Source organism: Corynebacterium ciconiae DSM 44920 (assembly GCF_030440575.1).
GTDB classification, from domain to species: Bacteria; Actinomycetota; Actinomycetes; order Mycobacteriales; family Mycobacteriaceae; genus Corynebacterium; species Corynebacterium ciconiae.
Map to the genome: position 1 here is coordinate 771,726 of NZ_CP047189.1, position 12,343 is coordinate 784,068.

Annotated in this window: 12 protein-coding genes; 5 read left to right on the forward strand and 7 right to left on the reverse strand. The window is 60.3% G+C overall.

Annotation, left to right across the window (positions count from 1 at the left end):
- Nucleotides 1–29: 29 nt before the first annotated feature.
- The 4 genes from CCICO_RS03395 to CCICO_RS03410 all read left to right on the forward strand — a co-directional run bounded on the left by CCICO_RS03395 (nt 30) and on the right by CCICO_RS03410 (nt 3,791).
- Entirely contained in the window at nt 30–1,349 is a 1,320-nt protein-coding gene (locus CCICO_RS03395; RefSeq protein WP_018019063.1) for a metal ABC transporter substrate-binding protein, read from the forward strand.
- Nucleotides 1,346–2,023, forward strand: coding sequence for a metal ABC transporter ATP-binding protein (locus tag CCICO_RS03400; RefSeq protein ID WP_018019064.1), 678 nt, complete (start codon nt 1,346–1,348; stop codon nt 2,021–2,023). The genes CCICO_RS03395 and CCICO_RS03400 overlap by 4 nt, the downstream gene beginning before the upstream one ends.
- Nucleotides 2,016–2,873, forward strand: coding sequence for a metal ABC transporter permease (locus CCICO_RS03405; RefSeq protein ID WP_018019065.1), 858 nt, complete (start codon nt 2,016–2,018; stop codon nt 2,871–2,873). The genes CCICO_RS03400 and CCICO_RS03405 overlap by 8 nt, the downstream gene beginning before the upstream one ends.
- Before the next feature lie 168 nt (nt 2,874–3,041).
- Nucleotides 3,042–3,791 (forward strand): ZinT/AdcA family metal-binding protein, encoded by a 750-nt coding sequence (locus CCICO_RS03410; protein ID WP_018019066.1) that lies wholly within the window; start codon nt 3,042–3,044, stop codon nt 3,789–3,791.
- A gap of 149 nt (nt 3,792–3,940) precedes the next feature.
- Here the strand turns inward: CCICO_RS03410 and glnA are convergent, their stop codons facing one another.
- Nucleotides 3,941–5,374, reverse strand: coding sequence for a type I glutamate--ammonia ligase (glnA, locus tag CCICO_RS03415; protein ID WP_018019067.1), 1,434 nt, complete (start codon nt 5,372–5,374; stop codon nt 3,941–3,943).
- Between the two features lie 309 nt (nt 5,375–5,683).
- Between glnA and CCICO_RS03420 the strand changes: the two genes are divergently transcribed.
- Entirely contained in the window at nt 5,684–6,157 is a 474-nt protein-coding gene (locus CCICO_RS03420; protein ID WP_018019068.1) for an RDD family protein, read from the forward strand.
- Between the two features lie 12 nt (nt 6,158–6,169).
- Here the strand turns inward: CCICO_RS03420 and CCICO_RS03425 are convergent, their stop codons facing one another.
- The 6 genes from CCICO_RS03425 to gcvT all read right to left on the reverse strand — a co-directional run bounded on the left by CCICO_RS03425 (nt 6,170) and on the right by gcvT (nt 12,329).
- Nucleotides 6,170–7,774, reverse strand: a complete 1,605-nt coding sequence (locus CCICO_RS03425) for an aspartate:alanine exchanger family transporter (RefSeq protein WP_018019069.1) — start codon at nt 7,772–7,774, stop codon at nt 6,170–6,172.
- Between the two features lie 148 nt (nt 7,775–7,922).
- The gene (locus CCICO_RS03430) at nt 7,923–8,711 is read right to left on the reverse strand and encodes a DUF4191 domain-containing protein (RefSeq protein WP_018019070.1); all 789 of its coding nucleotides are present in this window, start codon (nt 8,709–8,711) and stop codon (nt 7,923–7,925) included.
- Between the two features lie 76 nt (nt 8,712–8,787).
- Nucleotides 8,788–9,822, reverse strand: a complete 1,035-nt coding sequence (gene lipA / locus CCICO_RS03435) for a lipoyl synthase (protein WP_018019071.1) — start codon at nt 9,820–9,822, stop codon at nt 8,788–8,790.
- A 48-nt stretch (nt 9,823–9,870) separates the two neighbouring features.
- The gene (gene lipB / locus CCICO_RS03440) at nt 9,871–10,635 is read right to left on the reverse strand and encodes a lipoyl(octanoyl) transferase LipB (protein WP_018019072.1); all 765 of its coding nucleotides are present in this window, start codon (nt 10,633–10,635) and stop codon (nt 9,871–9,873) included.
- Between the two features lie 149 nt (nt 10,636–10,784).
- The gene (gene gcvH / locus CCICO_RS03445) at nt 10,785–11,171 is read right to left on the reverse strand and encodes a glycine cleavage system protein GcvH (RefSeq protein WP_018019073.1); all 387 of its coding nucleotides are present in this window, start codon (nt 11,169–11,171) and stop codon (nt 10,785–10,787) included.
- Between the two features lie 45 nt (nt 11,172–11,216).
- Entirely contained in the window at nt 11,217–12,329 is a 1,113-nt protein-coding gene (gene gcvT, locus CCICO_RS03450; RefSeq protein WP_018019074.1) for a glycine cleavage system aminomethyltransferase GcvT, read from the reverse strand.
- Between the last annotated feature and the right edge of the window lie 14 nt (nt 12,330–12,343).

The window sequence follows — 12,343 nt, forward strand, 5'->3', positions numbered from 1 at the left end:
GTTGTGCCGTCTAGGCACGCACTGAAGTGATGAAAAAAATCCTTCTGCTCCTCAGTTTGCTTGTCGCTCTCGCCGGTTGCGCGGTTTCGCCCAGCGCATCTGTCGGCGGGGGCGACGAGTCGTCTTCAGGCCCTTCTGGTGATACCCCGCTGATCTACGCGTCGTTTTATCCCATCTACAGCCTTGTCTCCGACATTGCCGGTGATTATGCCGAGGTTCGTAGCTTCCTGCCCGAAGGCCAAGACCCGCATCTGTGGGAGCCCACCCCGAAGAACATTAAGGCTCTGTCCGAGGCCGACTTGCTGGTGGTTAACGGCGCCAACATGGAGCCGTGGTTGCCGCACATCCACGACATCCTGCCCGATCTGCCGGTGCTGCGATTGTCCGACTACGTGGACCTCATTAACTACAAGGGAGCCGCTGCGCTCGGCGAGTTCCAGTACATGGGCCATGCCTCGATCGATAACTCCAAGACCTACACCATGGTCTTTGGGCACACCCACGAGCGCTCGCTTCGTGGCGCCTTCTTCCCCTATGAGGAAGGAAAGAGCGAGCAGGACTACATCGATCAGGGCCGAGAGGTGATGAATGACAAGGGAGCACCGCTGGAGCAGCGGGCAGCTACGAAAATCACCCCTGGTCAGGTCTATGACATCCAGATGGGTCACCAATCCGGTGAAGTCACTTTCAGCTTCCCCGAGGCGGGGGAGTGGGTGTTTGTGTCCGACCGTGAGTCCGAGTCTTTGCTGGAGTACAACTTTGTGGATGATGATGGCCACGAGCTCGAGTTCACCAATGTGGTCGATGGAGGCTCCGCCGTGACCGACACTGTCAGCTTCGATCCCCATTCGTGGTTGTCGGTGGTGAACGCTAAACGCTACGCCAACGCGATCAATGTGGAGCTGGGCACGCTCATCCCAGAGCACAAGAAGGAGATTGAGAAGAACAAGTCCTCTCTCGTCGGGGAGCTGACCACGATGGAGGCGCAGTTCAAAGAGAAGCTTCTCGACGCTCCGCGCCGCGACTTTGTGACAGCCCACAACGCCTTTGCCTACTTGGCCCGCGATTATCAGCTCTCCCAGCATCCTCTCCAAGGGTTGACCACCAACTCGGCACCCACCCTGCGCGTATTGACCGATTCGATTCGTTTCGCCCGGGCCCAAAATATCGACGTGATCTACTACGAAGACGGTACTGATCCCAAGACCGCAACCGTGGTGGCCGAGGAAATCAACGGGCGCGCACTGCCGCTGAACTCCATGGAGTATGGCGGCGGCGATGAAGGCTATACGGGGTATATGCGCATGAATCTTGAAAACCTCTACGAATCTTTGGGGGAACAGCAGTGAGCACCGCCGTCATTGAAACCACGGACCTGCACTTTTCTTTTGGCCGCTTTCCCGTTCTCTCTGGGGTGAACTTCACCCTCAACGAAGGTGAAGCGGTATGCCTCACCGGCGAGAACGGGTGTGGCAAGTCCACCGCATTGAAGTTGCTGATCGGCGCGTATAAACCCTCCCAGGGCTCGTCGCTGCTGTTTGGTTCCTCGGCCACCAAGGGGGATCAACTGAGCCGCGTGGGGTACGTCCCCCAGGCCACGACCACCGAGAAGATCTCCTTTCCTATCACCGCCCGCGAGTTGGTGGCGCAGGGCCTGACTCGCGAGTTGGGGGTGTTTACCTTCACTAGAAAGAAGCAGCGGGATAAGGCAGAGAAGATGCTGCGGTCCATGGGGCTGAGCAAGATCATTGATGTTCCCTTCTCTGAGCTTTCGGGCGGTTTGCAGCAGCGGGTACTCATCGCTCGGGCGCTGATCACCGAACCCGAGCTGCTCATCTTGGACGAGCCAATTTCTGGCGTGGACGCCGAGTCCCGCGTGGAATTCCTCACCCTCATCGAGAAACTGCGTTCCGAGCGTAACCTCACGGTGCTCATCGTCACGCACGATCTCGAGGAGATTCGCCGCTATGTCACCATTGATCGCATTCACCGCATCGAGGAAGGACAGTTGATCGATGCTTGAGCTATTCTTCGAATTCGAGTTTGTGCGCCGCACCTTGCTCGTCGGCCTCATGCTGTCGATCTCTATTCCGTTGATCGGCATTGTGATGGTGGCTCGCCGCACCGCCATGATGGGCGACGCGCTCTCCCATACCTCGCTGGCAGGTGTGGCTTTAGGTCTGATTGCAGGCTTTAGCCCAGTCATCGGTGCGGTACTGGTGGCCGTGCTCGGTGCCTTTGGTATCGAGCTGCTGCGCAAAAAGTTTCCCCAATACGGCGATATGGCCACCGCCGTCACGCTGAGCGCGGGGCTCGGTGTGGCAGTCATCTTGGCGGATTTGGCCCCCAGTGGCCGCAGTTTCGAGTCCTATCTCTTCGGCTCGATCACCGCAGTCACCCAGGCTGATGTGTGGGCGACAACGATCGTTTTCGTTCTCGTGGTAGCCGCCAGCGTGGTGTTCTACGGCAGTCTGCAAGACATGGTGGTCGATCCCTTGCTAGCGCGCATCTCCGGCACCAAGGTGCAGTTGGTCAACACCGTGTTCACCGCTCTGGCGGCGGTCACAGTCGCCTTGGCCGCAAAGGTGATCGGTGCGCTGCTTGTGGTTTCGCTGATGGTGCTGCCCGTGGCGACAGCACTCATCGTGGCCCGCAGCTACAAGCAGGCTTTCCTGCTCTCGATCGCCCTCGGCATCATCTACACCATGGTGGGGATGACGCTGAGCTACAGCTTCGATCTGCGTCCTGGTGGCGCGATCGTGGTGACTGCGGTGGCGGGGCTGCTGCTTTTTGTTGCCTACCGCGCGATCGTGAAACCGGATCGCAAGCGCACTCTCAGCGAAAGTAGCGCGGTGCTGAGCCGCAGCGCCTAGGCGCTGTCCCCGCGGGCTGTGCGCTTCCGCCATAGGGCGTGTGTGAGAGCAGTGGGGTGTTGCCTAATCGTGAGCGGATCGTTATCTGGATAGAGACTACCGTCGATATTTCTCAGGTAGTCTCGGGTTCTGTTCAATTTTCTCACAGCATCAAAGGATGTTTATTTTATGAAGAAACTACCGAAGACCCTTATCGCCCTCGGCGCCGCAAGTGCAGTGGCCCTTGCTGGCTGTTCCAGCGACGAGGTCTCCGATAACGTTTCCGATGCCACCAGCTCGGTCTCCGATGCAGCCTCCGACGCTAGCGATGCGGTCTCTGATCAGGCCGACAAGGCTGCCGCTGCTTTGAAGGACTGGGACGGCTCCTACCGTAGTCTCGGCAGCTACATCAACGACCCCGAGATGGCTGCCGACTTCGCCAAGGCCGCCCTCGATCACTCCCAGAACTGGGAGGATCTTAAGACCAAGATTCTCGGTACTTATGGCGACGGCAAGGAAGGCCTGGTGATCGACGGCGATCAGATGACCTTCGTGGGCGACTACAAGGATCTCGATAACCCGGCAGACGCCCCCAGCACCTATGAGTTTGAGGAAACCGTCGACCGCAAGGTTGGCGATGACGATGACTACACCTGGTATGTCTTCAAGGCCGCCGATGACTCCGCCCCGTACCCCTTCCTGATCCTCGGGGAGAAGGAAGATGAGGACAATACCACCTACTTCCACGCCCGCTTCGGCGATAACAAGGACGAACTGCTGGACACCCAGGAGCTTCCCACCTTCGTCGACCCCGACACCGCCACCCAAGCGACCATCGAGGAGCTGCTCTTCGATCACGACCATGAGCACGCCGATGGCCACGATCACGAGGGCCACGATCACGATGATCATGATCATGACCATGACCACGATCACTAAGCTTTAACGCTGCACGCTGGCCACCTCCGCCACCTTCTCAGGTGGACGAGGTGGCCATGCTGTGTCTGCGGCGGCGGGAGGTGGCGTCGATAAGCTCAAAAAAACCGCCCGCACCACAAGGATGCGGACGGTGTTGCTGCGCGCAGTGTTTAGCAGTCGTAGTAGAGCTCGTACTCCAGCGGGGTCGGGCCCATGCGGGACGGGGTGATCTCGGTGTCCCACTTGTACTTGATGTAGGTCTCGATGAGATCCTCGGTGAACACATCACCTTCGGTGAGGAAGTCGGAATCCTTTTCCAGAGCGGCCAGGGACTCTTCGAGGGAGGTCGGCGCGGTCGGGATGGACGCGGCCTCCTCCGGGGGCAGCTCGTAGAGATCCTTGTCCACCGGAGCGTGCGGCTCGATGCGGTTCTTCACACCGTCCAAACCGGCGAGCATCATCGCGGAGAACGCGAAGTAGGGGTTCGCCGAGGGGTCCGGGGCGCGGAACTCGATGCGCTTGGCCTTCGGGTTCGATCCGGTGATCGGGATACGCACCGCAGCGGAGCGGTTACGCTGCGAGTACACCAGGTTGATGGGAGCCTCGAAGCCCTTGACGAGACGGTGGTAGGAGTTCAGAGTCGGGTTCGAGAACGCAAGCACCGAACCGGCGTGCTCCAAGATGCCGCCGATGAAGTAGCGGGCGGTGTCGGAGAGGCCAGCGTAGCCGGACTCATCGTGGAACAGCGGCACGCCGTCCTTCCACAGGGACAGGTGCGCGTGCATACCGCTACCGGCAGAATGCGCCAGCGGCTTGGGCATGAAGGTGGCGGTCTTGCCCCACTTGATAGCGGTGTTCTTCACCACGTACTTGAAGCTCTGCAGGGAGTCGGCGCTCTTGAGCAGAGTGTCGAAGCGGTAGTTGATCTCCTGCTGGCCATTGCCCACCTCGTGGTGGAAGCGCTCCACATCGAAGCCGATGCGCAGCAGGTTCTTGGCCATGGCGTCGCGCAGATCCATCGTCTGGTCGTAGGGGGCGGTGGGGAAGTAGCCGCCCTGGTGGCGGTTCTTGTAGCCCTGGTTGGGGCTGCCATCGATCTGGGTGGCAGCGCCGCGGTTCCACCAGCCCTCGCCGGAGTCGACCTCGTAGAAGCTGCGCTGCACATCGGAGGCGTAACGCACCTTATCGAAGAGATAGAACTCGGCCTCGGCACCGACGAAGCAGGCGTCTGCGATGCCGGTGGAGGCCAAATACTCTTCTGCCTTACGGGCCACGTTGCGCGGATCGCGGGTGAAGGGCTCGCGGGTGAAAGGATCGTGCACGAAGAAACGCACGTTGAGGGTCTTCGCGGCGCGGAAGGGATCGATGTAGGCGTTAGACAGATCCGGCAGCAGGTTCATGTCGGACTGGTCGATCGTGGTGAATCCGCGGATCGACGAGCCATCGAACGCCAGTCCCTCCTCCATCGCGTCCTCATCCAGCATGGAGGCTGGGATGGTGAGGTGATGCTCCGTGCCAGGAACATCGGTGAAGCGCACGTCGATAAACTCAACGTTTTCGTCCTGAATAAACTTGACTACGTCGCTCGGGGTTTCAAACTCCACGGGTGTTAGCTCCTTGGGGCTATTTTATTGGGTTGAGATCTCCTACCCAGTTTAGGTGCTCCATTGCCGTCGTGGGGCCGCTATCGCGTGTGAGTTACACGCGCTTATCGACGCAGCCCTCACGCCAATGAACACCGTCAGCTGTGAGTAGAGACGGCGCGGGCTATATTGCGATACGGCACGTGCCGCTGGAACCACATAGTACCCGAATATCTATAGCCCGAACGAAAAGGGGGGGATGGTGTGGCGTGGCCGGCTGTGCGGGCAACAGTTTCGACTTAGTCGACGCTCACCATTAAATTAGGAAACATGGCAGAAAAGAAGCGTAGCTGGCTCGATGGACCCGCGATCCCCAGTTCGGCCGACGGTGCCCACCGGCCCTCCGCATGGCCGGGTGAGAAGCTGGGTCTGCCAGAATCAGGCCCAGGCGCATTGGCCTCGGTGATGCGGCGCTCGGTGGGCGTGCTGATCGACTGGGTCATTTGTTGGGGCACCGCGATCATCATCGATCAATACTCTGATTTCTTCACCGGCGCGGCCACACTCACCTGGTTGTGCTTCTTTGTTCTCGGAACCCTCAGCGTAGCGTTTCTTGCCCGCACCCCAGGGCAGGCCTTGCTGGGAATCGGTGTTGGCCGCATCGATGAGCAAACACAGGTGGGACTATGGCGCGCCGCGGTGCGTACCGCGCTGACCCTGCTGATCTTCCCCGCCGCAATGGTGGACGAGGACGGCCGTGGCATCCACGATCGCGTCACGCAGACAGCCGTGATCTTCGGCTAGCTCTAAGGGCTGCTAGAGCAGCAGGAACACCAAAACCTGGGCGAGCACGATCTTGGCCACCATCGACACGGGATACACCGTGGTGTAGCCAATCGCTGGTAGCTCGTTTTTTGTCTGGTCGGACACGTAGCTCAATACTGCGGGGTGGGTTTGCACCCCGGCGAGTATGCCCGCGGCTTGGCCGAAGGGAATCTTCAACCAGAAGTAGCCTGCGAGGATAGTGACCACAGAAAGCGTCACGGTGATCACGAAACCAATACCGATGATCGTCAGCGATGCCGGGTCACTGAGGGCGGTTTTAAACCCAGCGCCGGCGGTGGTGCCAATACCGGCCAAAAACAGCGTGATACCGGTAGTCCGTAGAACATTGTTGGCGCTATAAGAAATCTGCCACACCACAGGTCCCGTGCGGCCAACGGCTCCAAGCACAAGCGCCACCAACAAGGGGCCGCCAGCGCTTCCCAATTTCAGCTCCGAGCCACCTGGCAGCGGGAAGGGGATGAGGCCCACCAGCAAACCCAGCGCCAGCCCCACCAGTAGCGGGAGCATGTCGGCGTTGGAAACTCGGGCATAGGAATCGCCGAAAATTCGGTTGGCACGGCGCAATGTCTTCGGATCCGCTACCACTCGTACGCGATCGCCGAGTTGCAGCATCATGTCTGGGGTAGCCACCATGTCGGCATCGCCGCGGCGGACCCGGGTGACCAGCATTCCGTGGAGCTTCGGTTCCAGCTTGGCTAGCGGTACGCCCACCACCTCGTTAGAGGAGACGAAGATGCGCCGGAAATCCAGCTCCTCATCGTGTGAAGGGCCGCCCTCGAGGGGCTGACCCAAGCGCGCAACTGCTCGATCAACCTCATCTGGCTCGCCAACGATCGTCAAAATATCCCCAGGGCGAACCCGATCGCCATATTCGGCCAACCCCTCTCGATGCCCGTGCTGGACTCGTGAGATGATCACCCGCAGTTGCCACAGCAGCGGGATATTGTCCACCGCCGGGACGTCATTGGCGATCACGAGCACGCGCTGCGATACCAACTCATGCGGTGCCACACCTGCATCGATGGCTTCCTGCTCATGGTCGATCTTGAGGAGCTTCGCCATGATGGCAATCACCATGATCACACCGAGCACACCAAGCGGATATGCCAAGGAATAGGCCACCACCGGCAGATCGAGCTCTTGAGCATCCACCACGCCGGTGAGTGAATCCACTACGGCGGCCAGCGCTGGGGTGTTGGTAACCGCGCCGGTGAACATACCGGCGCCCGTGGCGGCACCAAGACCGGTGAGACTGATCAACCCCCACGACACGCCGGTCATAAGCACGAGCACGCCGAGGATAAACGCATTGTGCTTAAGCCCGCGGGTGCGCAATGAGGCGAAAAAGGTGGGCCCAGCCTCCAGACCAATGGTGTACACAAACAGTGCCAGCCCCAGCAGATACACCACTTCGGGAAGCTTGACTCCCGGCTCTATCGTGGCGAAACCTAGGCCGACAAAGAGCACGGCGGCGACCCCGAGACGAAAACCCCCGATATTAATCCTGCCGATGATCAGCCCCACCGCCATGATGACGATGAGCGCGAGCAGGTGGTTCTCAGCAAAGATACTCACCAGTTCATCATTGCACGTAACGGCCCCAAAACATAGGACGTGTCACCCTACTCTGCGGGGTGTGTGGTGTGGTCAAGAAAAAACCTCCGATGCCCTGTGGGCAACGGAGGTCGTGAGGCAGCGCGGGTGGCTGATGAAAGCGGCGCGGCTACTTGGAGCGGCGCTGCGCGGCGCGGCGGGCACGGCGGTTCATGCCAGCCATAGATGCGCCCTTGGGCACCGGCCCCTTCGGCATACCAGCGGCCTGCATGGGATCGCGGTCCATCGCTTCGAAACGAGCAGACAAAGCGCCCAGCTCTTTCTTCTTGTAGTTGCGGGGCAGCTTCATCATTTCTTTTTGCAGGTTGCGCACCCGCACCTGGCCCTCGCCCTCGCCTGCGAAGATCTCGTAGATCGGGGTTTGGCCGGCGATACGCACAAGCCGGCGCTTATACGTGGCCATGAGGGGGCGGACTCGCTTGATATCGCCCTCGCCCACCAGCACCACGCCGGCGGGGCCGATCACTCGGTGCACAGCATCCATGTGGTGGTTGGTGGCCACCGCGGTGCGGGTGTGCCACTCGACGCCGGGGCCGCTTCGCAGATTCTCCAAAGCCCAGCCGGCGGCACCAGCCTGGCCCTCGGCGCGATCATAAACGGTGTTTTCCACGCGTTTGGTGAAGATGTACATGGCTAGGGCGAAGCCCAACACCAAGCCGAGCGGCAGCAGGAACCACTGGCCGCCAAAGAGCGAACCAATGAGGAAGAACAGCAGGCCGCCACCAATGATGGCGAGGAGCATCAGCGGAACGAGTTTCTTATCGTTCTTCGCCTGCATCTTAAAGGCCTGCCAGACCTGAGCGCGGCTCTGCTTGCGCTGCTGCTTCTTCAGCGCCTTCTCTTCCTTCGCGGCCTGCTTGGCCGCTTGCTTACGTTGTTGCTTATTAGGATCAGCCATGTGTTTTAGGATAGGCGATCGACGTGCGTACGCCCGCATTGCCTAGCCCTCGTGTCACCCTTTCGATGCGTGTGGCTTAACGACGGGCAGAGGTAACCGGAGTGTCCTTGGATGCACCATAGCGCCGAATGAGGCTCGATGCCTCTTGCGCGGTGGTGCCGGTCTCCTTGCCGAGGTGGGAGAGATTCTCCGGCAGGGCCTCGCCGCGTGCTTCCATCGCTCGGGCATAGAGCCGACCAGCGCGATAGGAAGAGCGCACCAACGGCCCAGCCATAACGGCCTTGAAACCGATCTCCTTGGCGGCCTTGGAATGCTCCACAAACTCCTCGGGCTTCACCCAGCGGTCGATGGGGTGGAAGAGCGGACCGGGCCGCAGGTACTGGGTGATGGTGAGAATCTCACAGCCGGCATCATGCAGATCCCGCATCGCCTCGCGTACTTCCTCCACCGTTTCACCCATGCCGAGAATGAAGTTGGATTTAGTCACCAGCCCGTAATCGCGGGCCTGGCGAATCACATCCAAGGAGCGCTCATAGCGGAAGGCAGGACGAATCTTTTTAAAGATGCGAGGCACGGTCTCCACATTGTGCGCAAACACCTCGGGCTCGGATTCAAACACCTGCTGAAGGGCATCTGGGTTGCCACGGAAATCATCTACCAGAAGCTCCACGCCCGTGTTGGGGTTGAGCTTATGAATCTGGCGGCAGGTTTCGGCGTAAATCCACGAGGCGCCATCGGGAAGATCATCGCGGGCAACGCCGGTAATGGTGGAATAATTCAGCTGCATTTCCTGCACCGATTCGGCGACACGCCGCGGCTCGTCTCGGTCAAGCTCCGTGGGCTTGCCCGTAGCGATCTGGCAGAAATCGCATCGCCGGGTGCACTGATCGCCGCCGACGAGGAAGGTGGCCTCGCGATCCTCCCAGCACTCGTGGATATTGGGGCAGCCGGCCTCCTGGCACACCGTGTGCAAAGACGCACCGGACACGCGATTTTTCATGTCCTTATACTCCGGGCCGGTCTTCACCTGGGTCCGGATCCAGCGCGGCTTGTTCTCAATGGGAGTCTCGGCGTTGCGGGCCTCGATGCGTAGTAGCTTCTTTTCGCTCACGTTATCCTCAATTAGTGGCCCCACCTGACGCGGGGCGCTGGTGTTGTTCTACAGCGTTAGTTTCCGGATAGCGGCCGGGGAACAAGGATCCTCGGCCGAGCCAAAACTGTGATCGGCTACCTCCAGCCGGCCTTCCAAGGCCTCGACCAACCAGTGGTAGCAGGGCTCGATCACATCCTCCACCCGGACATCAGTGTCTAGCTCCCGCGACAGGGTGGTGACCCCAGCGTCGGTGATACCGCACGGCACGATGTGATCGTAATAGTCCAAGGTGTTGTCACAGTTCAGCGCAAAACCATGCATCGTTATTCCCCGAGTGATGCGAATGCCCAGCGCGGCGATCTTGCGATCCGGTCCGCGATCATCAGCAGGCACCCACACACCAGATCGGCCATCGATGCGGCCGGCCTTGCTCACCCCCAGTGAACGTACGAGCTGGATAAGTGCTTCCTCCACTCGGCGAACATAATCCACCACATCTACTGGGTCGCGCAGTTTGATGATGGGATAGCCCACCAGCTGGCCCGGTCCATGCCAGGTGATGCGCCCACCGCGGTCGACATCAATACACGGAACGCCATTAGTGGGGCGGTCCGAGTCCTGGGTGCGTTTACCCGCCGTGTAAGTGGAGGGGTGCTCCAACATGAGCACGCGATCATTGATCTCGCCGCGGGCTCGTGCAGCCGCCAGATCCGCCTGCTCGTGCCACATATCCAAATAGTCGCGAGTACCGAGACGGTGCAGCTCAATGGGGGTATCAAGGTGTCTGATCGCTTGGCTTGAGGGGGTAAAAGGCTCGCGCGGTGCAGTCATAATGATTCAAGGGTACACGCGCGGTGTGGCGCGGAGCTCACCCGCCTCATGGTGGCGCAGGGCAGTGGTGGCTGTGGTGCGGGGTGGCGTCGATAAGCATGGAAAAACCGCTCCACACCGAGGTGTGAAGCGGCGTGGTGGGGCAGCGATTAGGAGTTCTGCTCCTCGTACTCTGCGGCATCCATGAGCTCGCCCACCTCTTGCACCTCGACCTCGAAGAGGAAGCCGGAGGCGAAGGGATCGTCATTGATGAGACCCGGGTTGTCCTCGAGCTCCTCGTTGATCGCGGTGACGGTGCCAGTGACCGGGGAGTAGATATCAGAAACGGACTTGGTGGACTCCACCTCGCCGCAAATTTCTCCGGCCTCCACGGAATCGCCCACAGCGGGCAGATCCACGAAGACGATCTCGCCGAGACGATCCGCAGCGATGGACGTCAGACCAACCTTGACGGTGTTGCCGGCGGCATTATCCGCGGCGCAATCGATCCACTCGTGATCCTCGGAGTAGGAAAAAGTGGTGGGCAGCTGGGACATGGGTGAGTCCTTTCTGTCGAGCAGTAGTACGTAGTGGGGATTAGTTTAGCCGCGCTTGTAGAAAGGGCGGGGACAAATGGTCATCGGCTGGCGCTTGCCGCGGACATCCGCGTCGATCGTGGTGCCTTCATCGGCGTACTCGGCGGCTACATAGGCCAAAGCGATGGGATAGCCCAAGGTGGGGGAGAGCTGACCAGAGGTAATCTCCCCGACGAGCTCATCGCCGACATACAGGGCAGAGCCTGCGCGGGCGGCACGACGCCCCTCGCCCCGAAGCCCCACCAGCTTGCGCTGTGGTGTGGCAAGCTCACGCAGCTGATCGCCGTAGAACTCGCCCGTTTTGTTCTTGCCTACGAGTACCCGCAGGCCAGCATCGACCGGGGTGAGATCCTGGTTGAGCTCATGTCCGTAGAGCGGCATCGCAGCCTCGAGCCGCAGCGAGTCACGGGCAGCGAGGCCACACACGGCGCCCTCATAGGCCTCGAGCTTGTCTACGATGGCGCGAAAGACCTCTGGGGCCTGCTCCTTGGATACATAAACCTCGAAACCATCCTCGCCGGTGTAGCCGGTACGTGCCACGAGGGTGTCTACGCCAGCAACGGCAAGCGGGGCGGCGGAATAGTAGCTGAGCCCAGAGAGAGTCTCCTGTGATTCAGCCGGAACCAGCTCCGCAAGCAGCTCGACGCTGCTGGGCCCCTGGACCGCGATCAAGGCGGTGTCGAGGCTCTGATTCTCTAGATGCACATCGGCCTCGGGGAAGCGCTCACGGGCGCGCTCGCTAAAGGCAGCCCACACCGCGGGCTGATTGCCGGCGTTGGGCACCACCAAGAACTCATCATCGGCCACACGGTAGGTGATCAGGTCATCGATGATGCCACCATCGGCGTTGACGATCATCGAATACTTGGCTTTGCCCACCGGCAGGGTGGACAGCTGCGAGATCAGAACGTAGTCCAAGAATGCGGCGGCATCCCGACCCCGCACAGAGAGCTCGCCCATGTGCGAGAGATCGAATACGCCGACGCGCTCACGCACGGCACGGTGTTCTTCCAACTCGCGGCCGTATTTCAGAGGCATGTTCCAGCCGCCGAAGTCGGTGAAGCTGGCGCCCAGCTTCTCATTGAGATCGTGCAAGGGGGACTGCAAAAGATCGGTCATAGTGAGCCTTTCAG